Origin of the sequence: Aquirufa antheringensis, assembly GCF_004307425.1 — a bacterium.
Taxonomy (GTDB): domain Bacteria; phylum Bacteroidota; class Bacteroidia; order Cytophagales; family Spirosomataceae; genus Aquirufa; species Aquirufa antheringensis.
The window spans coordinates 162774-189525 of sequence record NZ_SEWZ01000002.1 but is presented as its reverse complement, the minus strand read 5'-3'; the positions used below and the strand labels follow the sequence as shown (position 1 = coordinate 189525).

Here is a 26752-nt window from a genome sequence, read left to right as displayed (position 1 = left end):
CTACATCCATGCACCTCAAATCTCTTCAGGTTAATCAGTTTAAATCCTATGAGGAGGCTAGATTCAGCTTTATTTCGGAGATTAATTGCATTGTGGGGGAGAACGGCATTGGTAAAACGAATCTCTTGGATGCGATTCATTTCCTTTCGATGACGAAAAGTGCGCGGGGAATTTCGGATCAGCTTTGCATCAAACATACACAAGAATTTTTTCGAGTACAGGGGGATTTTGTTGATACCCAGGATCGCGAAACCCAGATTACTTGTGTTTTTCAGAAGGGGGCCAAAAAGCAATTCCTCCGCGATGACAAACCCTATCCCCGCTTAGCGGACCACATTGGCCACTTCCCGGTGGTTTTAATGGATCCACATGATACCGATTTAGTGCGCGAGGGAAGTGAAGAGCGCCGCCGTTTCTTTGACGGCATGATGTCCCAGCTTGACCGCAACTTCCTGGATCAATTACTACGCTATAACCGTATCGTCCAGCAGCGCAACGTATTATTAAAGCAATTTGCAGAACGCGGTCAGGTCGATCGCCTCCATTTAGATAGTTACCACGCACCCTTAGTAGAACTGGGGGAATCGCTGGCAAAAGCTAGAAAGCAATTCTTGGAGGTCTTTTTGCCTAGTTTCAAGTTTCATTATTCCAAACTTTCAGACGACCGCGAGGACGTCGATATTCAGCTCGAAACCACTTTCGAAGCTGGGGGCTTTGACGCGGCGCTTCGCGCCGCGGAACCGCTGGATTTGTCCGCGCAGCGGACATCCATCGGAATTCATCGAGATGAATTTGATTTTAAAATCAATGGCTATTCCTTACGCAAATTTGGCTCCCAAGGGCAGCAAAAATCCTTCGTCGTCGCGCTAAAACTAGCGCAATTCGACTCCCTCGTAGCCGCCAAACCCCGCAAACCCCTCTTGCTCCTCGACGACATCTTCGACAAACTCGACGACCGCCGCATCCAGCGTTTGGTCCAAATGATGGCCGAAGAACACTTTGGCCAAGTCTTCATCACCGATGCCAGACCGGAAAGGACCAAGAAATTGCTGAAAGATTTGAAGGGGAATATACATTATATCTCTTTGTAGGGAGCTTTCTTAAAATGGTGAATGGTAAGTGGTGAATGGTAAATGATTCCCAATGAACTTTACTCTTTGATTCTGAACCGCAGTCGCACATTTACCATTTACCATTCACCATTTACCATTGTTCTTGCCATTCACTATCCTCCATTTACCATTCTTTCCCTATCTTTGAACAAACCTATTCAACCTCATGATATCCATTTTTGCCCAAGCTGAAAAGCACCTGGAGAAGACCGCCATAATTTCGGATGGTACAAATTATACTTATTCACAGCTTTTAGACGCCTCGAAAGCCTTCGCTTCGACCTTATTAGATAAAAATACAGACCTAAATGAAGCCCGAGTCGCCTACATGGTGAACCCTGGTTTTGATTATGTGCGGGTGCAGTGGGGGATTTGGCGTGCTGGCGGCGTGGCCGTTCCGCTTTGTTTGACCTACCCGTTGCCCTCTTTGCGCTATACGATTGAGAATTCTGGCTCGAGCATCGTGGTCGTTTCCCCGGAATTCGAAGAATTACTCAAACCATTATGCGAAGAGCTAGGATTACGTCTACTGACGACTAGTGACTCTCGACTAGCGACTAGCGACTCCCAATTGACGACCATCGACTCTCGACTAGCGACTCTCGACTATCGACTCCCGACTGTTTCTGCTTCCCGCCGCGCCATGATGCTCTACACCTCTGGTACGACGAATTTGCCCAAAGGTGTGGTGTCCACTCACGCGAATTTGAATGCGCAAATTTCGACTTTGATCGATGCTTGGCGTTGGACTTCGGCGGATTATTCGATCTGTATTTTGCCGCTGCACCACATTCACGGGGTGATTAATATCGTTTCTTGCTCGCTTTGGGCGGGGGCGACTTGCCAGTTTTTGCCTAGTTTTTCGGCGGAAGCGCTGTTTGATATCTTTAAAAAAGGTCAGTTGAACGTCTTTATGGCCGTTCCGACCATCTATTATAAGTTGATTACGCATTGGGAATCGTTGTCTGAGGTGGACCAAAAAGAGATGACCCACATTATGTCCAAATTCAGACTCATGATCTCGGGTTCTGCCGCGTTACCGGTTTCCGTGATGGAGCGCTGGAAGACGATTAGTGAACATAGCCTTTTGGAGCGTTATGGGATGACCGAAATCGGGATGGCCTTGAGTAATCCCTACGATGGCCCTCGTGTGCCGGGTCACGTGGGATATCCACTTCCGGGCGTTCAAGTGCGATTAGCGGATGAACAAGATAACGTCATTCCGGGTACAGAGATAGGGGAGATTCAGGTCAAAGGGCCAAACGTCTTCAATGAATACTGGCAAAAACCAGAGTCCACCGCGGAGTCATTTACCAAGGATGGTTTCTTCAAAACTGGGGACATCGCGACGATGGACGAGCTGGGAGGCTACCGGATTTTGGGCCGAAACTCCGTCGACATCATTAAATCTGGAGGCTATAAAATTTCCGCTTTGGAAATCGAAGAAGTTCTCCGCACCTACCCCGGAATCGAGGATTGCTGCGTCGTGGGCGTCGAAAATGACGAATGGGGCGAACTCGTAAGCGCCGCCATTGTCTGCCAAGATGATTTCGACACGAAAGCCTTAAATGCCTGGATGCGCGAACAAATGCCCGCGTATAAAACCCCTCGGGCGTACTACCGTTTGCCTGAATTACCTCGCAACGCGATGGGCAAAGTCACGAAAAAAGACGTCGTTAACCTAATCAAAAACTAACATGCTATTACGCGGAGTTGCCTTATTAGCTGCCTGTTTTGTTTCAGGCCAAATCCTGGGGGAAACCCTCGGTCGTTTTTTGGGGATCCAAGCAAACGTAGGAGGTGTCGGATTTGCGATGCTTTTCCTGATTTTATCCCAAAACGAGCTCGAAAAACGCGGCCTCTTCCACCTCGAAATGGGGGAGGGCGTACACTTTTGGTCCAAAATGTACATCCCCATCATCGTGGCCATGTCATCCGTCCAAAACGTCCGCGTCGCCTTCTCTAATGGCCTACTCGCCCTTTTGGCAGGCATCATTCCCGTCATCGCCTGCCTCGCCTTAATGCCCCTTTTATCTAAACTAGCGCCCAAAGACTAATGGAATACATCATCACCTTCCTCGACAAAAACGGCCTAGTCTTCGCTTTCCTCATCACAGGCCTCATCATGTATTTTTCGGAGAGAATCTCGAAAACCCTGACCCGCGGCAAAATCCCAGGCTCCGCCATTTCCATCTTCATGGGCTTAGTTTTGGCCTATTTCGCTGGCCTTGAAACCCTAGGCAAAAAAGGTATCGCCGACATTCCCGGTTTCTCCGGCTTCGAAATCATGGGCGGCCCCATGTTCCGCGACTTCGCCATCGTCTCTACCGCGATGGGCGCCAGCTTTGCCATTATCAAAAAGACCGGCCCCATCGGAGTCCTATCCTTATTTTTAGGTGTCATCATTTCCTTCGCAGCTGGCGTCATCATCGCCTATGCCATGGGAATCACAGACGCCGAAAGCCTCACCACCATCGGTGCCGGCGCCTGTACCTTCGTCGTAGGCCCCGTAACCGGAACAGCCTTAGGTGCAAGTTCCGATATCATTGCCATCAGTATCGCGGCTGGTGTAGTAAAATCGATTTTGGTAACGATCGGAACCCCTTTAATCGCCCCTTACATTGGATTGAAGACTCCCCAATCGGCGATGATTTTTGGTGGACTCATGGGAACCACCAGCGGAACAGCTGCCGGTCTCGCTGCCACAGATCCTAAATTAGTACCCTATGGAGCCATGACGGCTACTTTCTATACGGGATTGGGTTGTTTGATGTGCCCGTCGGTGTTGTATTTTTTGATGCGAGCGATTCTTTAAAAGAAAGCACAAAGCATAAAGCACAAATAATAAAGTTGGAGTCCCCCGCAGGGGACGAGTATAGTGATTGAATGGTAAGTGGTGAATGTCTTTTCAGGACTCTTTGACTCAGCCGTAGGCGACTAAATCGAGGAGCGATGATATAAGTAAATCTAGATCAAACTTTATTCTTTGTGCTTTTTGCTTTGCTCTTTGGAGCTGCGAAGCAGCGACTCTTGACAAAAGTTGTCAATACCCGAAAAGCCGCTTGAGTGCCTCGCGCTTATTTTCACTCAAAAATGCCCTACAGAGCAGCAAACCACATAAAATAAAAAGGGTGACAGAATCTGCCACCCTTTTTATTTCCTCCGGACTCTTTGACTAAGCCGCAGGCGACTAAGGCGCTTCGCGCCGACCAGCGACTTCGTCGCTTACAAATTCCTCTTCTTCAACTCGCTCACCGCAAAGTCAGCTGCACGAGCTGTCATCGCCATGTACGTTAACGAAGGATTCACACAAGAAGCGGAAGCCATTGCCGCACCATCCGTCATGAACACGTTTTTCACCTCGTGAACTTGGTTGTGCTTGTTAACGATTGAGTTCTTCACAGACGTACCCATACGAGCCGTACCCATTTCGTGAATACCTAAGCCGATGTGAGTATCTTGCTTGTTGTACGCGTTGATGTTTTTGAAGCCAGCCGCCTCTAACATAGTCGCTGCCTCGTTCATCATGTCCTCGCGCATTTGTAATTCGTTTTGGCCAAAGTCTGCAGAGAATTCCAATACTGGTAAGCCCCACTTATCTTTTTGTGCACTAAGAACGAAACGGTTCTCTGGGTTTGGAAGAATTTCTCCAAAACCACCAAAACCAACCGTCCATTGTCCTGGGTGTGTTAAGCTCTCTTTGAAATCTGCACCAAAGCCATCCGCTCCCACGCCACGGCCCCAACCCTCGCGGCTCGCGCCACCTTGGTATCCGAAACCACGTGAATAAGCACGCTTGTCTTTGCCCCAGTTTTGGAAACGAGGAATGTATAAACCATTTGGACGATTTCCGAACATGTAATCTTTCTCAAAACCTTCCACGGTCGCACTTGCACCTACCCCTAAGTGGTGGTCCATGATGTTACGGCCTAATTGATCCGAGTCGTTTCCTAAACCGTTTTGGTAACGATTCGATTTCGAGTTCATTAAGATCGAAGTAGACTGGATCGCACCCGCGTTCACGAAGATGATTTTAGCGAAATATTCTTTCGACTCGTTCGTGATTTGGTCAATCACGCGAACACCTTTGGCCTTCTGCGTAGCTTCGTCATAAATGATTTCAGCGGCAATCGCATTGTGAACCATCGTTAAACGACCTGTGCGCATCGCTGCAGGTAAAGTCGCTGATAAAGAGGAGAAATACGCGCCATACGGGCAACCACGCATACACTTGTTACGGTAATTACAAGACGAACGTCCTAAAGCGGTATGTTGTTTTCCTGGGTTTGTTAAGTGCGCTACGCGACCTACGGTCACGGCACGACCTAATTTCTTATTCACTGCATTTTTAAAGTGAGTCTCTGGAGCAGTCATCTGCATCGCCGGCATGAATTCAGAATCCGGTAATACGTCTAAGCCTTCAGCTTGCCCTGAAATACCTGCAAATTTCTCTACATATGAATACCAAGGCGCTAAATCATCATAGCCGATAGGCCACGGTGTACCTACACCTTCTTTTTCATTTGCTAAGAAATCCTCACGGTTCCAACGGTATGTTTGGCGACCCCATAACAACGATTTACCACCTGTGTGGTAAGCACGAGTCCAGTCGAATCCGCCTCTTTTCTCTAAATAAGGGTTTTGCTTATCGTTTTCGAATAAGTAGCGGTGCTCTTCGTTTGCCGTATAGCCTGTACGCATACCTGCCCAATACTCTTCAGCAGCCATATTCGTAGGACGACCACGGTGATCGAATTCCCACGGGTTTTTATTCGCCGTTTCGTAGCCTTCGATGTGCTTGATCTCGCGACCACGCTCTAAAACCGCTACTTTTAAGCCTTTTTCTGTTAATTCTTTTGCAGCCCAACCTCCGGAGATACCGGATCCGATGACGATTGCGTCAAACGTTTGGCCTTTAATTGCATCTATATTCAGATTCATTTTTTCTAATTTTTCAGATTAATACACGAAAGATTTTTGAGTCGGCTTCATATCCGTAATCAACTCAAATTTGCCAGGAACTGGCTCGTAAACGAAAGAAGCTTCAATGCCTTTTTCAGATGTATAGTATCCTAAAAGCGTTAATTCTTTCATTAATCTCCAGAATGGAACACCGTTAGCGCCTTCTAGTGTTTCTTTATCCACGTTATCGCCCACTTTGATTTTCTTCTGAGAATAGCTCTTCATTAAATCTTTTGTGTTTGCCTCTAGTAAAGTCAACATCGCCACTTGGCCTGCCGCAGGTTGTGCTAAGAAATTAGCTTTCGCTAAGTCGTTCACCCCTTTTAGGAAGCTGTTGTGTTCTGGTTTTTTGTAGCAATCTTTTAACATCATTTCGATGAAAGCGGGAACACCTGCATCGATAGCACCTGGCGTAGACGTTCTTGGAATAATATGTTCAGCGACAGCTGAGACGATTTGACGTTGCGCATCTGTTAGGCTAAAATCTGCTGCAACGATGGAGGTATTGCCTTTTCTCACATCCATGGCCATTAAGGTAGGAGCTGTGAAAGCACCTCCTAACAACAAGGCGATTTGAGAGATGGCATCTCTTCTTTTCATCATGAGTTTTATGTTAAATTGTTCTAGGTATTCGCCTAATATGAGGCGGAAAACAAATTTAATCACATTCTTCATTATTCAAGGGCAAAATGTGATTTTTTTGCTAATTTTCTACCATGAATAAACGCACTTTCCTTAAAGCCTGCACACTTTTGGGGGCTTCGGCGCCTTGGTTTTCGTATGCCAAAACCCAAACAGTCGAATCACTCGCTTCAGACGAAGATTTTTGGGAGGGAATCCGCGGAGGATATAAGCTAAGTCCAGACTTCATTAACCTGGAAAGTGGTTATTATAATATCACTCCGGAGTCTACTTTGGAGAAATACTTTCAGCACATCCGCAAAGTTAACGCCCAAGGAGCCTATTACATGCGGACGGTGCAATTTGAAAATAAAAAACGAATCGCAGCACGCGTTGCTCGACTTGTCGGTTGCCCGGAAGACACCCTTGTTTTAACGCGAAATACCACCGAATCCCTCGACACCATCATCAGCGGTTTTCCTTGGAAAGCGGGTGATGAGGCCATCTTTGCGATCCAGGATTATGGCGCGATGCAAGACATGTTCAAGCAGGTCGCTCGACGTCAGGGGATCGTTTTGAAAGTCATTTCATTGCCTACTAACCCTGCTTCTGATCAGGAAATTGTCGATTTATATGCCAAAGCCATCACCGACAAAACCAAGCTCATCATGGTGTGTCATATGGTCAATGTGACCGGCCAAATCAATCCCATTCGCCAAATCTGCGACATGGCACACGCCCGCGGTGTGGAAGTGATGGTCGACGGCGCACACGCCGTGGCGCAAATTCAATTCAAAATTTCAGACTTAAACTGTGACTATTATGGGGCGAGTTTGCACAAGTGGCTGGCCGTACCGTTAGGGGTAGGGATCTTGCATGTTCGAAAAGAAAAGATCTCGCAAATCTGGCCATTGTTAGCGGAGGAGGGAGTTCCTTTGACAGACATTAAACACTTAAATCACGTAGGAACGATTCCTGTTTACACGGATTTAGCCGTGGATGACGCCATCGATTTCTACGAAAAACTGGGCCCTGCTCGCAAGGAAGAGCGTTTACGTTATTTACAAAATTACTGGACCACGAAAGTGCGCGCTATTCCGCGTGTTCGATTGCACCATCCGGCAGATCCCACAAAATCTTGTGCGATTGCGAATGTGGGGATTGAGGGTATTAAGCCATCGATTTTGGCTGAGCGCTTGATGAAAGAATACAAGATCTTCACCGTAGCCATCGACGGAGGCAATATCCACGGCTGCAGAATTACCCCTAATGTTTTCACGACGCCGAAAGAACTGGACGTTTTAGTAAAGGCAATTAGCGAATTAGCAAGCTAACGGGTGATTTGACCAAAATATCTTGGTGGCTGTCTTTTAGTGATCCAGTTTTGTCGTCGAAGTGAAACACCTGCACGCGGTCTTCTTCTTGACTCGCGACTAACACAAATTTGCCCGAAGGATCGAAGGTGAAGTTGCGGGGGATTTTGGCCACGTTTTGATGGAATACCCGGGTTAATTTTCCATCTGCTTCGATCTTAAATACCACGACTTGATTGCTAGAGATGCGGTTAGAGGCCATCAACCATTTTCCGTTCGGCGAAATATGGATGTCCGCGGAGCCTTTTACTTTAGCGGCAGAAGTATCAGCTGGGATGCTTTGAATTTTATTCAATTGCGAACCTTTCACGGCGAAGACATCCACATCCGAACTCAATTCATTCAATAAATAAGCGCGATCGCCTTTCGCATTGAAACGAATGTGGCGTGGGCCGTTGCCTGGGGTGATGTTTATTTCTTGGGGACTTTCTGCTAAAAGTCCGTTTGCCAAAATGCGGTGTGCATACATCTTATCCGAGCCTAAATCCGTCACAAATAACGTATTTTGATCAGGAGAAAGAGCTACCATGTGAGCGTGGGCACTGTTTTGGCGGTCCTTGTTTATACTGGAACCTGAGTAGGCGATGTATTGGGAGAGAGGGTTCAGTCTCCCGGCCACTGTTTGGAAAACGCTCACACTTCCGCCCGAATAATTCGCGGTATAAACCGTTTGTGATTTTTCGCGGTACAGGATGAAACAGGGGTGATCACCACGACTTAATTCCGTGTTGATGGCCTCGTATTTTCCATTGCGTCTTTGGAAAGACGAGACACTTGCTTTGCCGTCGCCTTCTTCCGAAACGGAGAATAGGTAATCCCCTGAAATAGCCTGGTAGGACGCCGCAGGAGAGTTTAACGTATAGCTTTTGGAAGCTTTACCTGTCTTCGCATCCCAATTGAACACCTCGATGCCGGGGTTGCCTTTGGACGTATACGAACCAATAATCAGTTGCGGAAGCAGTAAAATCGTGCTCAAAGTCATATCGCTGGAGGGATTAATTTGTAAACTACCGGGGTCACGATGCGGGATAGGAGGGTGGAGCTAATCAGTCCACCGATCATCACGATCGCAAGCGGTGAAATAAGGGGATTTGTGGATATCGCGATGGGGATAAGGCCCCCTATCGCTGTCAAAGTTGTTAAAATTATCGGTAAAAAGCGAACTTCGCCGGCCTCGCGGATGGCTTGTTCCATCGGCATGCCCTCTGCGCGTAGCTGGTTTGTGAAATCCACCAACAAGATCGTATTTTTCACCTCTATACCCGCGAGCGCAATCAGTCCCACCGTCGCCACAAAGGAAAGCGGCGTTCCGGTAAACCATAGTGCTAAAAGTGCCCCCACGATCCCTAATGGAATCACGGAAAGTACAATTAAGGTACTCTTGAACGTTCCAAACTCGAGAATTAATACCGCGATAAAGAAGAAAATAGTCACTAAAATGATCGTCCCAAAACCACTGAAACTCTCGTTCGCGCTCTCTACTTCTCCACCCATCTCGAAATGATATCCGGCTGGAAGTGCCATCTTCTCCAGGTTTTTCTCAGTCTCCGCGATCACCTCGTTGTTCAAAAATCCTTTCTCCACAAATGAACTCACTGACACCAAACGATTCTTATTCAAGTGACTAATGCTCACAGGCGACGTTTGCAATCTGACCGAAGCCACCTGGCTCAAAGGAATCGCAGTTCCTTGCACGTTATTCACATATAGGTTATCGAATACTTCCAGACTCGGGTGTTTTGGATGTGGCTTCGAAACCACAATCGCATATTCCTTGCCTTCTTTGTCCGTCATTTTGCCCAAATCAAAACCGGCCACCACCAAGCGAATCATCCGGTCGATGCTGACCGTTGGGATGCCTAGCATGCTGGCTTTTTCCTTGTTGATATCGAATTTGATGTCCGATTTCAGGTTTTTCAACGGGTTCTTCACGTATATCGTGCCTTTCGTATTCTTCAGCATCGTTTCGACGCGGCTGGCGATTTGGCGTAGCGTATCTACGTTATCCCCTAAAATACGCACCTCCACAGGGGCCACCACCGGCGGGCCTTGCTCGAAGTTTTTCACTTCGATGGTCGCTGCTGGATAGTTCGTGTATTTCGTGCGCAATTTTTCGATGAGGTTGATTTTCTCGTCTGCACCCAGGTCATCCTGTAATTGGACGAACAAGTTGCCGTAATCAGTTCTGTCATTCAGCGGAATCGCATTATAATAGATACGTGGATTTCCTTTGCCCACGTTTGCAGAGACATATTTCACCTCGGGCAGCTTGCGCAGATCGCTTTCGATCAGTTTGGAAACCGAATCCGTGTAGGCCATATTCGACTGCAAAGGACTGAAAATATTAACCATAAACTGCGGTTTTTCAGACGCCGGAAAAAGACTAAATCCTACGACAGGGAAGAGTCGCAACGAAGCCGCAAAGATGACAAGGGCGATCAGCAAAGTCGTTTTAGGGCGAATAATAGCCCAATCTAACAAACGGGAATAAGACCCCGAGATCAGCTTTTTCAACACCCGCATGAATAAATTTCCCTCTGGATTTCCCTGGTGGGATTTCAGGATACGGCTTGATAAAAACGGTACTACCGTTAAAGACACGACTAAGGAAGCAACGATACAGAAAATCACCGCCATCGGAAGACTGCGGATGAATTCGCCAGACGCTTCTGGTAAAAAGACCAAAGGCAAAAAGGCAATAATCAAGGTCACCGTGCAACCTAAAACAGCCATCCCGATCTGATTCGTCGCCTTTAAGGTCGCGTCCAAACGGCTATGTCCCTCGCGCATCCAGCGCTCAATATTCTCCACCACCACGATACTGTCATCTACTAAAAGACCTAAAGCGACCACTAAACCCACGATACTCAGCTGGTTAAGGCTGTAGCCCATGATGTTCAAGAGGATAATTCCGATCGCTAAGGATAGCGGGATCGAAATCATCACGATGGAAGCGGCGCGTAAGCCGAGCGGCAATAAAGTTAATGCCACTAATAAAATGGCGATGATAAAGTCCTTCAATAGGCCGCTAAGGCGGGTATTGACGTTTTCGGCTTGGTCGAAATTCACGACTAAGTCGATGTTCTTCGGCAAAGTCTTCTTGAATTGGGCGATCACCGGTTCGTAAGCGGCCTGGGTTTTCGCGATGTTTTCGCCGGATTTTTGGGCGGCGGTCACGAAAAGACAGCGGTTCTGGTTCAAGCGCGTGATGTGATTTTCGGGGGCGTAGTCGAAATAGACTTTGGCCACATCCGTTAACAGTACGTTTTTCCCTTGATACGAGAAGACGATCGTATTTTTGATCTCGTCGATGTTCTGGTAATTCCCTGATGTGAGGATATTAAAAGACTTCGAATTTTCCACGATACTTCCGCCGGGAATGTTCGCGATTTCGCTTTGGATTGCTTGCAACACGCGGTCTGGCGATACCTGCATCTGCGCCATCTTTTCGATGTTCAAATCGATCTTCACCTGCGATTCTGGCAAGCCAGAAATCGTCACTTTCTTCAAGGCAGTGACTTTCTCCAGATCCTCTTGAAGACGTTCAGCCGTGATTTTCAGTTGGTCTAGAGATGCATTGTTCGAAATCAGCGCCATCTGCAACACGTTCGTGCCGGATGGAGTGGCTTTTTGAGCCTCAAGTTTGATGACCTCTTTAGGTAATTCCCCTTTGAGACTATTCAATTCGCGGACGATTTCTGAATATTTCTCGTCTACGTTTACGCCGTATTTATAATAGACTGCAAACACCGCTAGACCATCACTAATCGTCGTGTTGATCTTGCGCACGTTCTCCAGTTCGTACAATCTTTTCTCGACCGGCTTCACCACTAGTTCCTCCATGTCATCCGGACTTGTACCCGGATAAACAGCGATAATAGGGAATTGAGGGGCATTCATGTCCGGATCTTCCGCCCGGGGCATTGTCATAATCGTGACAATCCCCACGACCACGACCATTAAAAACATCGTGAGCGTAAATTGGTAATTCTTTACCGCGTAGTTAGCTATCTTCATAATTAGCGGACGATTTTAATGGCTGAACCTGCGTCTAAATAGGCATTTCCGCTGGTGATGAGTGATTTTGCTTCTTCCAAACCTGCAGAAACAAATACCTTCCCGTGGTCAATACTCGAGATCTGAATCTTCACTTTCTCCGCCGTTTTACCGTCTTTTGTGATGAACACATAACCCTCCGTCGCATTTCCATCCAAAATCGCATCGTATGGAATCACCCAGGATTTAATCTGTTTCCGCGGACGAATTTTCGCTTTCCCAAAAAGCCCCGCCGCCAGCTGCGCTGTCGGCGTACCACTGATGCGCAAACTCACCCAAAGCGTTCCCGTCACCGGATCGACTCCCTCGGATTTGGCTAAAACGGACGCGTTAAAAGTCTTCCCGTCAGCCGCATCCAGCGTAATCTCCGCTGGATCTCCTGCCTGCGTCGCCGCCCAATCACGATCGATCAAACCCACTTTTAACACCCAATTTCCTTTGTTTGCTCCATTCAACAAAACGACCGGAGTTCCGGGTCCCACGACCTGGCCATCGTTGGCTAATTTCTTCAATACGAAACCGGATTTTACGGCTCTGATTTCAGCATAGCTTTGGTTAAACGCACCCGCATTATAGGCCTGCTGTGCGATCTCTAGGCCGGTTTTGGCATTTTGAAATTGCTCCAAAGTCGCCACGCTATCGCGGTACAAGTTCTTCGCTCTCGCGTGATCGCGTTGTGCTTTTTCTAACATAATTTGCGCTTGTTGCACCTGCGCCTTGATTTCGGTCAGGTTTAGGCTGGCCAATAATTGACCCGCTTTCACGGCATCGCCTTCTTTTACGAATACGTGCTGAATCACGCCGCCTATTTTGAAACCTAAATAGGTCTCATCTTCGGTCGTGAAGACGCCAGAAGCCTGGATGGGGCGGGTGATGGTTTCTTGTTGCAAGGAAATCACGGAAACCGGGATGACTTCGCTGGCTGTGGTAGCCGCGGCTTCCTTCTTCTTCGAAGAACAAGCGGAGAATACCGCGATAAGGGAAATAAGTAGGCAGATCTTTTTCATTAGAGTGGGTAGCTGGCAGCTTCGCGCTCGTAGGCGGCAGCGGCGATTAATACGTTGAATTGTTTTAATTGGTAGTTGATTTGGGCGTTCATCCATTGATTTCTGGCGTCCACCGTTTCTAAATAGGTGCTCACGCCCTCTTTATAGCCCTTTTCGATGAGGCGTAAATAAGCGGAGGCCGCCTCGTAGGATTTCGTGGAGGCCTGAAAGCTAACGATCGAAGATTGTACGTTCTTTTGGGCGATTTCGGTAGCCATATTAAATTGCTTTGTGCTCAAATCCAACGCATTTTTCGCGGAGGCGATATCTAATTGCGTCTGTTTTACCTTGTATAGGTTTCGCTTCCCCGAAAAAATGGGAATGTCCATTTGTAGGCCAAAGAAATAGTAGCCACTCTTCGAGCTGATGTTATTTAACGTAGCCTGCGATCCCAGGTTCACGAAACCATTTAACTTAGGCAGGTAAAAGGACTCATTCATCTTCAAAACCGTCTCTTGGATGTTGATCGATTTAGAAAGTAAGGTTAATTCCTCACGAACGCCGGGAACAACCGAGTAGACTCCGGCCACCGCTTTTTCGACTTCAAAATCGATGCGAATTTCAGCGCGCAATTCGCGGTTCAATAAGAAATTGAAATAGTATTGTGCTGTCTGATTTTGTTTCACTGCATCCGCGATTTGTGCTTGAATCGTGGCGATTTCACTGTCTGAACGCAATAAATAGGCGGGTAAACCTTTGCCGTTTGCTAACAGCTTTTCGTTCACTTTCTTGCCTTCTAGCGCTAGATTGAGGCTGTTTTCGTAGACTTTCACTAAACCTAAGCTGAGCAAATAGTTATAATAAGCCGTCTTGATTTGCTTGACTAACTCGCGCTTGTACAGCGAAACGTCTTCGCGTTGCAGGCTGAGGGATTGCTCTTGGATTTGCTTGTTGTAGCTGATGTCCTTGTTATACAATGGCATCGTCGTTTGCACTTTCACATCGTAGAAGTCGCGGGGAAAGAAATTCGTCTCCACGTTCGCAATCTGTGGAAAGGCTGTGCTTTTCGTCAACGCATTCAGCGTGGAATACACCGGATTCAATAAATCTCCCACCGGGAAAGCGATGCTACGACCACCCTCACCACTTTGGTAGCCACCTTGGAAGGCGACGCTGGGTTGGTAGAGGCTTTGGGCTGTTTTCAGGGCGATCATCGCCTTTTCCACCTGGATGGATTTCTGTTGCAGCGTGATGTTTTGTTGAAAGGCCGTAGCAACATATTCGTCGAGGACGGACTTTTGGCCAAAAACAGGCAGGGCAAAAAGGAGTAATAAATATTTCATGTTAGGCTTTTTTCATCGTTTTCAATAACCAATCCAGCGACTCGTGCATCGTCTTTTCCACGTCCTCCGCTGGCACTAATTTGTCTAATCGCTGGCGAATCGCGAGGGAAACCAGGCCGTGCACCATACTCCAAACCGCCATCGCCACCGTTTCCACTTTGGCAGGGACTACTAATCCTTTGTCCATCGCATCTTGTACGATCATTTTCAAGGCCTCTAGCGCCTGATCGCCACTCGACCAACCTGCGCCCATATCGATTAAGGCGGACATGGGGGCCTCCTGAATGAACATCAAATCATAATATTCCGGATATTCTAGGCCAAAATTCAGGTAATTCACACCCATCTGGTGCAAGCGTTCGATAGGATCGCTGATTAAGGCCAAAGCGATATTTTGCTCCAACATCTTCTTAAATCCTGACTCGCAGCAGTAAAATAAGATCTCGTTTTTATCCTTAAAATACAGATATAGCGTCGTGGGGCTATATTGTATGCGTTCAGCAATCTTCCGGACGGACACTTTGCTGAAGCCCTCTTCCACGAACAATTTCATCGATTCTTCTAGAATCAAGGATCGAATCTCCTGTTTTTGTTTCTCTTTTCTCGCGACTATTCCCATTTTTTTGAAAAATTACACCGTAAAGTTAATTAACAGTGTTAAGTTTTCAAAATTTAGTATTTTGCAACAAATACCAAAAGCTATGAAAATCAACTTTATCCAAAAAATCCAACACATCGGGATTCCCGTGCATAACATGGAAATTTCCATTCCCTTCTACGAACGCCTCGGTTTCGAGAACGTGATGGAATCGCCCTTTGAGTTTGACGGTGGTTTTGGGACGTGCGTGATGATGAAAAATCAGGAGGTGATCGTGGAGTTATACCAAATGCCGGAAAAGCAATTAGCCGAAATCAAACAACGCAAAGTCGGTCACATCGACCATTTCGCGATCGACGTAGAGGATGTAGATTACGCGTTCGAAGCCTTGAAGAAGGCAGGATTTGATATTATCGAGAAAGAGCCCACTTTTTTAGCTTTTTGGAAAAACGGCACACGCTTTTTTAATGTCAAAGGCCCGAACGGCGAGATCATCGAATTCAATCAGATCCTGTAATGAAAGCGGCCGTTCTCGTAAAACCTTTGCAAATCGAACTAGGCGATCATCCTATCCCAAATCCAGGTCCCGGCCAGCTGCGTATTCGCTTGCAGGAAGTGGGCATTTGCGGATCGGATATACATTATTTTGGGGGCCATCGTCCGTTGCCTGAACCCACCATCATCGGCCATGAGGGCTGGGGCTACATCGACGCGCTAGGTGAGGGCGTGAATCGCGAACTAGGCGAAAGAGTCGTCATAGACCCTAATGCGCCTTGCGGAGAATGTAGCTATTGCGCCCGCGGACAAGCTACGGTATGCCCGAATAAACGCACCATCGGTCTAAACGCCCCCGGTTGTTTCGCGGAATACGTGCTGATTCCGGCAGATTTCGCTCACAAACTGCCAGACTCTATTACCTCGAAAGATGCTGTGACCATCGAACCCACGGCTGTTGCTTACAATGCATTAAAAAAAGCGTCGCTCACGAAAGGCGATGCCATCTACGTCCTAGGCCTTGGAGCCATTGGAATGTTAATTACACATCTCGCGGTAGAGCAAGGTTTACACGTCTTCGCGAATGATTTGAATCCCGTTTTGCAGGAGAAAGCATATGAATTCGGGGCCCTAAACGGTGATTGGAAAGCGCAAGACATTCGTGTGATTTTCGAATGTACGGGTTCAGCGGCTGCTACTACACAGCTTATTGCTGATGCTCCGCGAGGTGCCAGTGTGATTCTCTTAGGCTTATCCGAAAAGCAGGCTAGCTTTACCCCCTTGGATTTAGTTCGCCGAGGCATTTCGATCCAAGGATCTTTAATTTACGATCATCCAGAAGATTTCAAGTCTGTGATTCAGCTGATCAAAGACGGAAAAATTCAACCGCATAAAATCATTTCAAAATACATCCCTTTAGCGGAAGTTCAGGCCGGTTTACAACTGGCCACGGATGGACATCCGGGAAAAATAGTCGTTCAAATCGTATGAAAAACTCGATGTCCTGGCTCCAAATAGGCGTAGTCTCCCTCTGCTTTTTGCTCAATTTCAACGACGGAATAGACGTTTTGCTTGTCTCCTTTGCTGGCGAGCACATCATGAAAGAATGGGGATTGAACAATGCGCAGCTAGGTTACGTTTTTTCAGCTGGATTAGCGGGTATGACGGCGGGCTGTTTCTTGATTGCACCTTTGGGGGATCAGTGGGGAAGGCGTAAGGTGTTTTTAGGCTCCTTGTTATTAATTAGTGTGGGCATGTTACTCGTTTATTTTGCTCCATCATTAAATGCATTGCTGATTTTCAGATTCATCACCGGTCTAGGCATCGGCGGGATTCTTCCTAATTTAGCCACGGTTGCCTCTGAGTTTTCCACCGATAAAACCCGCGATTTCAATGTGGGGATTGTGCAAGGAGGTTGGCCTTTGGGAGCGATTTTGACTGGATTTGTGGTGGCCTGGGTGTTTCCGCTTTTAGGCTGGCGCGCGACCTTTTTGATCGCGAGTGCATTCTCGTTTGCACTTTTACTCTTAGTCTATTTCTTCCTGCCAGAATCCCCGGGATTCGTGCCGGAATCGAAACACAGTAAGACGAAGATAAAAGAACTCTTTACTCCAGAATACAGAACCTCCACGCTCTTACTTTGGACGGCCATTTTCTTCGGCTTTTTGACTTTATACACTTTGATCAGCTGGGTACCTACGCTCGCCAAACAATCCGGCATGCCCTTCGAACTCGCCACCTACGTGGGGATGACCTTGAATTTTGGGGCCTTTACAGGCGTTTTTGTGATGGGTTTAGCGATTAGTCAAATTGGCATCAAGAAAACGATGACTCTTTTCTTCATCATCGCCTTTGTGTTGATGAATTTTTATGGAAATGTGAAGCTGGATTATGTGATAAACCTGACACTGGTCTTCTTCATCGGCTTTTTAGTGCAAGGCGGATTTAATAGTTTCTATCCAGCCGCAACACGCATTTACCCAGCGGCAATCCGTTCGACGGGGGTGGGATTAGCGATGGGGGCGGGCCGTTTTGGAGCAATTTTGGGACCCACCGTCTTTGGCCTACTGACAGATTCCGGCATGTCCGTGGCAGGTCGATTCTTAATTTTCTCGCTTCCAATCCTGGTCGCCGTGTTTTTATTGCATAAAATCAAGAGCAAAGAACTCAGTTAAAAAGAAAAAGGCGAACCACTGGTCCGCCTTTTTACCCCTTAATCTTTCACTATAATTTGTTGATGTTGGGTAAATTAGTTCATCGCGACGATATCGCGCTTCACTTCCGTTTTGATCGTAAACGACTTAGAAGTGATCACGTTTTTACGCATATCTAACACGACCATACGGTAGCTTCCGTCAGATAATCCCGCTAAATTGAACAATTTTTGCGTTGTGATAGCTTCCTTGTGAATCTCGTTATTTTCTCCATCGTAGATGACGACCGTGGCTCCTGCTTTGACAGACACCATATATTTCAATTTACCTACAGATTCGATGTTCACGGGAAGCGATAATTCTGCTCCAGTAGCGGCAGAAACGACAAACAGGCTGGCTGCGAAAAATAGGGCAGCAAATGTGTACTTTTTCATAATGCTTGATTTTAATAAACTTAGGCGGAATGATTTCCGTTTGTTGACCCAAAACTAGTGCTTTCGCATTACCCGCAAATTAAATCCGTGTTAATTTTCACTTTTCTAAGAAAGCTCTTCTATAAAAAATGCAAAAACTTGAAATAGTACCATAAAACAGTGTAGAAAAGTGAAATTTTATTCGAAAAATCTCTATGTTACGGAATTATTAAGAAAGTCACTTCTATTTAACAAGTAGATAACAATAGCCTAACAATGGCTTAATCAATTCAGATTGGGTGAGATCTAATTTTGTGCCATGATTAAAACATGTCAACATTATTCGTATCACACCAATTTTATGAAACAGTCATTTAAGTGCCTCATTTTAGTTCTACTATTTCCATTTATCGCGTTTTCTCAGGTAAATGTGACCGGAGTAGTTAAATCTTCTAAAGAAACCCTAGTAGGAGTAACCGTTTGGTTGAAAAATCCATCAACAGGTAAAAATCAAGGAGCATCTACTGACATCGACGGAAAGTTTACTTTTGCTAATGTAGCCCCAGGAACTTATACCTTAAGCTCTAGTTATGTTGGTTTTAAAGAGTATGCAAATGCTGCATTTAAGGTAGCGAATGAACCGGTTTCGGTTACGATTGAGTTAGAAGAAGACAGTAAGTTATTAGCGGATGTCGTAGTGAAGACGGTGGCTAAAAAAGAAACGGCTACTGCCTTGATCAATACATTAAAATCTAGTTTCATCGTGGCGGATGGTCTTTCCATTGAGTCTATTAAGAAGACACCCGATAGAAATGTGAGTGATGCCTTGAAGCGTGTGAGTGGTGTAACCATTCAAAATGATAAATTCGTATTAGTACGTGGTTTAGCGGATCGTTATAACTCTGCTTTATTGAATAAGACACAATTGCCTTCCACAGAGCCAGATCGTCGTGCCTTTTCATTTGACATTATTCCTACTGCTTTAATTGATAACATTATTATTAACAAAGGCGCTGCAGCAAACCTTCCTGGTGATTTTGCAGGCGGTTTAGTACAAATCACGACCAAAGAAGTTTCAGGCGATTTTGCCTCTGCTTCTTTAGGTGTAAGCTATGGCTCTCTTTCTACTTTCAAGGATTTCAAATTAATTGAATCTGTTGAATTCCCTTCTACTTTCCCTTCCACAAACGCTTTCAGAATTAGTGGAAATGGTGACAAGCGAGCATATACGAAGTTGATTGCGACTCCTGGTATTACAGAGTCTTCTAGCCTTCCTAACTTCAATGGGAGTGTGGCTTTTGGTGTAAAAAGAAATAACTGGAACGTATTATTTAGCTCTACAGCGAGAAACACGTTTTCTTCCTCTACGACAGAGCGTATTGATTACTTATCTTCCACTGACTTAGCTTACAAATACAAGGATATTAACTTCTCGCAAACGAAGTCCCTAAGTGGCTTATTGAATGTGGTTTATTTGGGCCAAAACCGTTACAGCTGGAAGACTCTAGCTAACTACCAAACAGAGGATTATTTCTTGAATAGAACGGGTGAAAATTACGATAACGTACAGAACATCTACAGTAATTCATCTAATGCCATCCGTAAAATGGTGGTTAATACGCAGTTTGACGCAAAAATCAAGACTTGGGATTTTAACATCGGATATAATTTAATGCTTCGTGATCAACCTGATTACCGAGTTAATCCTACTGCTTCGTATTTAAACTCAGGCAATCCTTATTTGACTGCTTGGAGAGACACTTACCGTTTCTGGAGCGTGATGGATGAAAATGCGGGAAATGCAGCGATTAATAAATCCTTAGGGGATTTCAAAGTAGGGGTAGGATACTTGAAGAAATACAGAAACTTCAAAGCCCGTGTATTCCGTTACGAAACCATTGATATGTTAGGTGAGGTAACGAATAATACGGATCGCTATACGGCTGATTTCGACTTAGCGAATGGATTTGTGATGTATGAAAAAGAGATGGGATTATTCAAGTTGAATACGGGTCTTCGTACAGAGTATAACCTCTTTAATATCGCAACGGCTGACTTTAGTGGTCAAAAAGTGAATGTGGAAAGAGAATACTTAGATCTTTTGCCATCCTTAAACTTAACCTACTCTGCGACGGAAAAAACGAAATGGAGAACATCGCTTAGCAAAACCTTAGCGAGACCAGAGTTCCGTGAAGTTGCGAATTTTGCTTACTATGACTTCGTACGTAATGCGCAGTTATTGGGTAATAAGGATTTGGAAAAGTCAGATATCTACAACATTGATTTCAAATGGGAATTATATCCAAAAGCAGGAGAAATCTTCTCAGTGGGTGTTTTTGGTAAGAAATTCATTAAGCCTATTGAGCAAATTGTAGCGGATGGTTCTGTTCCTTCTAATCTAGCTTTAACGTATACGAATCCACCATCTGCATTAGTCTATGGCTTGGAAATGGAATTTAGAAAAGCGATTAACTCTTGGTTAGATTTATACTCTAACATGGCGTTGATTCAATCGGAGGTAGAAGTTCAAGGGGTAAAACGCCAGCTTCAAGGCCAATCTAATTATGCATTGAATGGAGGTTTGAACTTCCACAAAGGAAACAATACGATGAATTTAACCTATAACCGAGTAGGCGATCGCATCGCTTCCGTAGGTTTCCAAGGTTACCCAGATATTTTTGAAAATTCAAGAGACGTTATTGATATCGTTTTCTTACATAAGTTTTCAAAAGGAGAAATTAAGTTAGCGGTGAGCGACATCTTAGCTCAGCCTACTACTTTCTACCAAAAGCCTTCACGTGATTTAATTAAAACAAACAACGAAACATCAGTTTCACTCACCGTTAATTTCAATTTCTAACATGAAAAAATTACTAGTTATCGTAGCAGCTTTAGCAACATTTGGCTGTTCAAAGGATTTAGGTGGCGATGTAGCACCTATTAACGTACCCTCTACTACGACTTTAAGTGGAAACATTACGGCAACTACAACCTTAACTGCGGATAAGGAATGGACATTAAAAGGATACGTTTATGTAACCGATGGAGCTACCCTTATTATTCAACCGGGTACTGTTATCAAAAGTGACATCTCAGAAAAAGGCGCCTTATGTATCGAAAGAGGTGCAAAAATTCAAGCAGAGGGAACAGCTGCGAAGCCTATCGTCTTTACGTCTGGTAAGGCAGCTGGCGAGCGTGCTCCGGGAGATTGGGGTGGCATTGTCATCTTAGGAAGAGCGAAGACGAACCGTACCTCTGAGCCTACTATCGAGGGCGGTATTGGTCGTGCCTATGGTGGAACGGATAACGAAGATAACAGTGGCGTGATGAAATATGTACGTATTGAATACGCAGGTATCGCGGCATTGCCTAACTCTGAAATCAATGCCTTGACTTTCGGTGCTGTAGGTAGCAAGACGATCATCGAGAACGTGCAGACAATCTATGCGAATGATGATGCCTTTGAATTCTTCGGAGGAACGGTTTCTCCTAAGTATTTGTACGCTTTTGCGACAGCTGATGACGATTTTGACTTTGATTTTGGTTTTACAGGTAAAGTATCCTTCTCTATTTCAAGACGCGACCCAGCTTTTGTAGACACGGGTGATGCGGGTAATGGAATCGAATGTGATAATGATGGAACAGGTTCTGTCGCTACTCCATTCACACGTCCAGTTCTAGATAATATGACTTTAATTGGGCCAAACAATGCAGCAGCACTTTCTAATCATAATTTAGCGATGCGTTGGAGACGTGCTACTCAATTCGAAGTAAGCAATTCCACATTCATTGGATATATGAAAGGTGGATTCAGTTTAGAAAGTATCGAAACGGCACAAGCCTACAAGGATGGAGTTTCTACTTTCAAGAACAACAAGATTGGCACTTATACGCCTAATGCAGCTTTGAATTTTATCAGTAAGTCAGCTGTCATTACTTCTGCTGATGTAAAGACGAAGGCTTTAGCTGATGGTAATTCGGAAATCGAATCGACAGATGCCGAGATCTTGAAACTGGAAAAACCAAGCTGGACTACAGGCTGGACACGTTTCCCAGTAAAAGGTCAATAAGATAATATATTGGTGTAATACAGAAAATGCCGGTGAGATTCTCATCGGCATTTCTTGTTTTATTGATTTGATAACGTCGTGTTTACAATCTGATTATTTGTATATCTTAGCTTTGGCTTTCTAAACAAGAAATATGAACAAACTACACACTTTACTATTCCTTCTATTTGCCGTTTCTATTACGGCCTCAGCTCAAAAAGACCCAGATGCACGTGTCATCGTTATCACTACGGATGGTTATCGCTGGCAAGAATTATTCAACGGTATCGATACTTCCCTTGTGAAAATGAAGCGCTTTCACCACGGTGACTCTGCTCGGTTAATTGCCCAGTATTGGTCTCCTTCTTTACAAGAAAGACGTAAAAAATTGATGCCTTTTTTCTGGGGTAAATTAGCTGCTTCTGGCCAGTTGCATGGAAATAGAAAAGAAGGAAGTCAAGTGGATAACGCAAATCCGTATTGGTTTTCCTATCCAGGATACAGTGAAATTCTAACTGGGCAGGTGGATACGTCTGTTAATTCAAATGAGTATAAGCCTAATCCGAATACAAACTTTTTTGAGTACTTAAATTCCTTGCCAGCCTATAAAGGTAAGGTAGCTGCATTCGGTGCATGGGATGCCTTTGATCGCATTATGAATGAGAAAAGAGCTGGTTTTCCGGTGGTTAATGCCTTTGATTCGTATCCAGAATTAGAGAAAGATCCAGAGACTCAGCTGATAGCAAAGATGTTAAAAGAATCATTCAAGCCCTTTGGCATGGCTGAATCAATTGATGTATTTACGCATTTCAAGGCGATGCATTATTTAAAGAAGAACAAGCCGAAAGCACTCTACATTTCGTACGGAGAAACGGATGAATTTGCGCACGAAGGAGCCTATAATCATTACCTGGATGCAGCACATCAATTTGATGCGTGGGTAGGAGAGATTTGGGATTTTGTGAATACAGATCCAGATTACAAAGGTAAAACTACCTTGTTAATAACAACTGATCATGGTCGTGGCGATGCCATCAAGACGCAATGGACATCCCACGGGGAAAGAGTAAAAGACTGTTATCAGATTTGGTATGCGATGATAGGAGCTAATGTTCCTGCCTTTGGGGAGGTGAAAACGGCAGAAAAGGTCTATCAAAAAGACTTAATTCACAAGGCAGCCAAGGCCATCGGAGTATCTTTTAAAAGCGAGGTAAAGTAAGGGATTTAACAATTCCTTAACATAGGTATTGTAAATGAAACTTACCTTAGTAAATTGAATTTTTATTTTAAAAATAGTTTTATGTTCGGATTAGATCCTACACTGTTTTTCTTACTGTGCTTCTGTTTATTAGCCGCTTGTGCTTTTGAATTCGTTAATGGTTTTCACGACACAGCTAACGCAGTAGCCACCGTAATTTATACACATTCCTTGCGTCCTACGCAGGCAGTTGTTTGGTCTGGATTTATGAACTTTTTAGGTTTATTGACCGGTGGTGTAGGGGTTACAATGAGTATTATCGGTCTACTCCCCACGGAGTTGCTCGTCGACACGAATGTCTATCATTCGATGGCTATGGCCCTTTCCCTATTGATTTCAGCAATTTTGTGGAATCTGGGCACCTGGTATTTTGGTATTCCGGCTTCTAGTTCTCATACCTTAATTGGTTCTATTATTGGAATTGGATTAGGTCACGCCTTGTTGCCGGAGCAATCGAATAAAGGTATTTCTGCCTTGAATTGGGATAAAGTAATTGAAATTGGTCAAGCCTTGTTGTTATCGCCATTGTTTGGCTTTGCTTTGGCCATTATCCTAATGTACATCTTAAAGAAGACGGTTACCAATAAAGAGATTTTCAAAGAACCTAAGAAAAAATCGCCGCCTCCCTTGTGGATTCGCTCCCTTTTAATCGCAACTTGTACCCTTGTTTCGTTCTTTCATGGACGGAATGATGGCCAAAAAGGAATTGGATTAGTGATGGTTATCTTAATCGCTTTCTTACCAGGTTATTTTGCGATCAACACGACTCTTGATATGCAGATGGTGAAGTCAAGCTTAGCCACTGTTCAAACGATTTCCGCTAAAATTGATACCATTCCTTTGTCCGAAAAAGAACGTGAGGGGCTCGCTGCTTTAAAGAAGTCAGCTGGCGAATTAGCGGTGATCACGGCGCAAAACTTAAATCCATCGACGCTTTCAACGGATCAGAAATTTGCGATTCGAAAAGCAGCACTTACCATAAATAAATTCTCTAAAAAGTTAATTGAAAGCGAATCGGTGGCTCTATCCGAAACAGATAAATCCGTCTGGAAAAAAGCGACAGCTGGATCCAAGGCACCTTTCTTTACTTTTGGGGCTTCTTCTAGTACGGGAATGGCTGGCGTAACCGATTTTGCCCCTAACTGGGTGATGTGGATGGTGGCTCTTTCACTAGGTTTAGGAACGATGATCGGCTGGAAACGTATTGTGGTGACCATTGGAGAGAAAATTGGAAAGGATCACTTAACGTATGCACAAGGTGCTTCTGCAGAGTTAATTGCTTCACTTACGATTGGTTTAGCGACGGCTTACAAATGGCCAGTGAGTACGACTCACGTATTAAGTTCTGGTATTGCGGGAACGATGGTGGCGCAAAGAGGTATTAAAAATCTACAAGGTGGGACCGTTAAAAATATCGTTATGGCTTGGATTTTAACCTTGCCTGTAACGATTATTCTTTCTGCTGTATTGTTCTTATTCTTCCGTTGGATTACGGGATAGTTTTCCTTTAAAATAGATCCACGATGCGGCGGATAGGGCAAGTCCTGCCAATCCTAAGATCGTGATCCAAGAGAAAAAGAGTTGCGGCAGGTTCCAGTTTGGAAAAATAAAACCTGCCGCAATTAATAACACATTGTATCCTAAGTAGCCAATCGAGTCTACGATATACATCAAGAAACCGATATTCGCTTTGTGTCTGGTGATCGCGATCATGCGCTCAAACACGGACGTTGTGATGGTTAAATAGGGCAAGTATATGCCAAATCCGGTCAGTACAATCAGCCAAAAACTATTCATCGAATGCACGCCCCACAAGCCAGCAATGACCAGTAATAAATAGCCGGTTGCAATGGCGCTTAGGCTAATAAAAAACGCGAGGTAATTTCGTTTGATTAAGACTAAACTTCCGTTAATCACGAGGATTCCAATGGTGACCCAGATCTCTGTTTGGGAATATATTGAAGGCACTCCATCATACCCTAAATAATGCCAAATTTCCGGCGCAAAATCCGATCGAATGCCGCGTAACAAAGAGGCAAACAAATACAATAAGGAGATCGTTAAAATGCCCGGCCAAAGTTGCTTTACCAGCTGAATGCGGTCTTTCTGGGTCATAGGTTGACGTTCTGCTCGATCGGCCACTTCTTGCGCAGTAGGTCGCGGAATCTGCGTCAACATCCAGACAAAAAACAAAAAAGGAAGCGCGTATAGTAAGCCAGCCGCAAAGGGCATCCAGTTCTCAGCGACGCCCCAATTCAATAAGGAAACACCTACCGATTTAGATACGCCATCGGCTAGAATAAAACTGCTCCCCAAGGCAGCGATGAATAATTCGGTATTCTTTTTGCCCTCTAAAAAACCTTGGATATAACCGAAAATCATCCCGAGCGGGAGACCATTCAATAATAAAAAGATCAAATTATAGGGCTTTGGCACTAACCCAAATCCCAACAACGCTAACTCCGCTATTAGAATACTCATGATAATAGCCCTCGCTCGTTTTTCCCAGGTGATGGAGGAGACGAAGAAAATGCCGCACCATTTCGAAAGCATATAACCCGCGATTTGAGATGATATGAGAATTGATTTCCAATGGATGCCCATGAAAAATTGTTCCTCATAAGTGCCTGCTGTAAACGGCTTGCGAAATCCATAGACACAGAAATAACAACCAAAAGCGGCGATCATGGACCAGGCAGGATGCCATTTCCAATTCTTTACATCTGTCTGGATCATTTCAAGTGCTCCCGTAGCATCGAGGCGTAAAATTCTATGGGCTGAACAGGTAGGTTAGGGACTTTGGCCATATCATCATAGCGACGCAACTGAACGGCGTCCCGGTAATAGGGATTCGCCTCAAAAGCCTGGCATTCTTCCGCTGACATCGGTCCGCCTTGTAAGTGCAGGCTGATAACCGACGGCTCGCTCAATAGCGCAAAATAGTCCGGTTCCACCGCACACAAATAGCGCTTCGCAGCTACGTGCAAATGTACCGGCTCTGAAACGGCTTGCGTGAAGTATTTAATCAAAAAACGATGGCCTAATTCCTCATGTAAATCATCAATTCCCTGCTCCGGCGCGTCATCCGGAAGGGCGTGCAATAAATGGCCCACATCGTGCAACAAGGAGGCAACCACTAAACTAGTAGACGCCTGTTCTGCAAAGGCTAAATGCGCAGCCTGTAACGCATGTTCCCCCTGTGTCACCGGCTCTCCACCATATTCAGAGTCCCCTTGTTCTTGGAATAGGGTGATGATTTTATCGATGATGTCTTTAGCCATGGCTTGTCAATTATTTATGTTAAATTAGGGCTTATAAAAGGCCAATAAAAGG

The 26752-nt window shown here is 45.2% G+C and carries 22 protein-coding genes; 12 read left to right on the top strand and 10 right to left on the bottom strand.

All coding sequences use genetic code 11. From position 1 onward, the window contains the following. The first annotated feature begins 8 nt into the window (after positions 1-8). The 4 genes from recF to madM all read left to right on the top strand — a co-directional run bounded on the left by recF (position 9) and on the right by madM (position 3927). Positions 9-1091, top strand: coding sequence for a DNA replication/repair protein RecF (gene recF / locus EWU21_RS03800; protein WP_130895483.1), 1083 nt, complete (start codon positions 9-11; stop codon positions 1089-1091). Between the two features lie 187 nt (positions 1092-1278). Next, the gene (locus EWU21_RS03795) at positions 1279-2808 is read left to right on the top strand and encodes an acyl-CoA synthetase (RefSeq protein ID WP_130895482.1); all 1530 of its coding nucleotides are present in this window, start codon (positions 1279-1281) and stop codon (positions 2806-2808) included. A gap of 1 nt (position 2809) precedes the next feature. Further along, the gene (madL, locus tag EWU21_RS03790; RefSeq protein WP_130895481.1) at positions 2810-3169 is read left to right on the top strand and encodes a malonate transporter subunit MadL; all 360 of its coding nucleotides are present in this window, start codon (positions 2810-2812) and stop codon (positions 3167-3169) included. Then, complete coding sequence (gene madM / locus EWU21_RS03785; RefSeq protein ID WP_130895480.1) at positions 3169-3927, top strand: malonate transporter subunit MadM; 759 nt, start codon at positions 3169-3171, stop codon at positions 3925-3927. The genes madL and madM overlap by 1 nt, the downstream gene beginning before the upstream one ends. 410 nt (positions 3928-4337) lie before the next feature. Here madM and EWU21_RS03780 read toward each other — a convergent pair whose 3' ends face one another. Both EWU21_RS03780 and EWU21_RS03775 read right to left on the bottom strand, forming a co-directional pair. Further along, positions 4338-6053 carry a GMC oxidoreductase gene (locus EWU21_RS03780; RefSeq protein WP_130895479.1) on the bottom strand — a complete coding sequence of 572 codons (1716 nt, stop codon included), beginning with the start codon at positions 6051-6053 and terminating at the stop codon, positions 4338-4340. Between the two features lie 18 nt (positions 6054-6071). Beyond that, positions 6072-6674 carry a gluconate 2-dehydrogenase subunit 3 family protein gene (locus EWU21_RS03775; RefSeq protein WP_130895478.1) on the bottom strand — a complete coding sequence of 201 codons (603 nt, stop codon included), beginning with the start codon at positions 6672-6674 and terminating at the stop codon, positions 6072-6074. A 116-nt stretch (positions 6675-6790) separates the two neighbouring features. On the opposite strand from EWU21_RS03775, the gene EWU21_RS03770 reads away from it, so the two are divergent. After that, entirely contained in the window at positions 6791-8029 is a 1239-nt protein-coding gene (locus EWU21_RS03770) for an aminotransferase class V-fold PLP-dependent enzyme (protein ID WP_130895477.1), read from the top strand. Here the strand turns inward: EWU21_RS03770 and EWU21_RS03765 are convergent. Genes EWU21_RS03765 through EWU21_RS03745 form a run of 5 tightly spaced genes read right to left on the bottom strand, consistent with a single transcriptional unit; the run spans position 8010 to position 15072 of the window. Then, entirely contained in the window at positions 8010-9050 is a 1041-nt protein-coding gene (locus EWU21_RS03765; RefSeq protein WP_130895476.1) for a lactonase family protein, read from the bottom strand. The genes EWU21_RS03770 and EWU21_RS03765 overlap by 20 nt on opposite strands. After that, positions 9047-12085, bottom strand: coding sequence for an efflux RND transporter permease subunit (locus tag EWU21_RS03760; protein WP_130895475.1), 3039 nt, complete (start codon positions 12083-12085; stop codon positions 9047-9049). Before EWU21_RS03760 ends, EWU21_RS03765 begins: the two co-directional genes overlap by 4 nt. A 2-nt stretch (positions 12086-12087) precedes the next feature. Further along, positions 12088-13131 (bottom strand): efflux RND transporter periplasmic adaptor subunit, encoded by a 1044-nt coding sequence (locus EWU21_RS03755; protein ID WP_130895474.1) that lies wholly within the window; start codon positions 13129-13131, stop codon positions 12088-12090. Then, on the bottom strand, positions 13131-14453 hold the full coding sequence (locus EWU21_RS03750) for a TolC family protein (protein WP_130895473.1): 1323 nt from the start codon (positions 14451-14453) through the stop codon (positions 13131-13133). The genes EWU21_RS03755 and EWU21_RS03750 overlap by 1 nt, the downstream gene beginning before the upstream one ends. A gap of 1 nt (position 14454) precedes the next feature. Beyond that, complete coding sequence (locus tag EWU21_RS03745) at positions 14455-15072, bottom strand: TetR/AcrR family transcriptional regulator (protein ID WP_130895472.1); 618 nt, start codon at positions 15070-15072, stop codon at positions 14455-14457. Between the two features lie 82 nt (positions 15073-15154). On the opposite strand from EWU21_RS03745, the gene EWU21_RS03740 reads away from it, so the two are divergent. The 3 genes from EWU21_RS03740 to EWU21_RS03730 are packed head-to-tail and all read left to right on the top strand — an operon-like array spanning position 15155 to position 17720. Then, on the top strand, positions 15155-15568 hold the full coding sequence (locus EWU21_RS03740; RefSeq protein WP_130895471.1) for a VOC family protein: 414 nt from the start codon (positions 15155-15157) through the stop codon (positions 15566-15568). Further along, a complete protein-coding gene (locus EWU21_RS03735) occupies positions 15568-16536 on the top strand; it encodes a zinc-dependent alcohol dehydrogenase (protein WP_130895470.1) in 969 nt (322 codons plus the stop codon). The genes EWU21_RS03740 and EWU21_RS03735 overlap by 1 nt, the downstream gene beginning before the upstream one ends. Further along, complete coding sequence (locus tag EWU21_RS03730) at positions 16533-17720, top strand: MFS transporter (protein WP_130895469.1); 1188 nt, start codon at positions 16533-16535, stop codon at positions 17718-17720. Before EWU21_RS03735 ends, EWU21_RS03730 begins: the two co-directional genes overlap by 4 nt. A gap of 74 nt (positions 17721-17794) precedes the next feature. Here EWU21_RS03730 and EWU21_RS03725 read toward each other — a convergent pair whose 3' ends face one another. After that, the gene (locus EWU21_RS03725; protein WP_130895468.1) at positions 17795-18133 is read right to left on the bottom strand and encodes a hypothetical protein; all 339 of its coding nucleotides are present in this window, start codon (positions 18131-18133) and stop codon (positions 17795-17797) included. A gap of 340 nt (positions 18134-18473) precedes the next feature. On the opposite strand from EWU21_RS03725, the gene EWU21_RS03720 reads away from it, so the two are divergent. From EWU21_RS03720 to EWU21_RS03705, 4 genes are all read left to right on the top strand, one after another. Next, positions 18474-20972, top strand: a complete 2499-nt coding sequence (locus EWU21_RS03720) for an outer membrane beta-barrel protein (RefSeq protein ID WP_161566468.1) — start codon at positions 18474-18476, stop codon at positions 20970-20972. Between the two features lies 1 nt (position 20973). Further along, entirely contained in the window at positions 20974-22182 is a 1209-nt protein-coding gene (locus tag EWU21_RS03715) for a T9SS C-terminal target domain-containing protein (protein WP_130895466.1), read from the top strand. A 133-nt stretch (positions 22183-22315) separates the two neighbouring features. Continuing rightward, positions 22316-23380: a phosphoglyceromutase gene (locus tag EWU21_RS03710; protein ID WP_130895465.1), complete on the top strand. Its 1065-nt coding sequence runs from the start codon at positions 22316-22318 to the stop codon at positions 23378-23380. 81 nt (positions 23381-23461) lie between these two features. Then, on the top strand, positions 23462-24919 hold the full coding sequence (locus EWU21_RS03705) for an inorganic phosphate transporter (protein ID WP_130895464.1): 1458 nt from the start codon (positions 23462-23464) through the stop codon (positions 24917-24919). Here EWU21_RS03705 and EWU21_RS03700 read toward each other — a convergent pair. Both EWU21_RS03700 and EWU21_RS03695 read right to left on the bottom strand, forming a co-directional pair. Continuing rightward, a complete protein-coding gene (locus tag EWU21_RS03700; RefSeq protein ID WP_130895463.1) occupies positions 24893-26155 on the bottom strand; it encodes a DUF5690 family protein in 1263 nt (420 codons plus the stop codon). The two genes, EWU21_RS03705 and EWU21_RS03700, sit on opposite strands and share 27 nt — an antisense overlap. Continuing rightward, positions 26152-26700: a phosphonate degradation HD-domain oxygenase gene (locus tag EWU21_RS03695; protein ID WP_130895462.1), complete on the bottom strand. Its 549-nt coding sequence runs from the start codon at positions 26698-26700 to the stop codon at positions 26152-26154. Before EWU21_RS03695 ends, EWU21_RS03700 begins: the two co-directional genes overlap by 4 nt. Between the last annotated feature and the right edge of the window lie 52 nt (positions 26701-26752).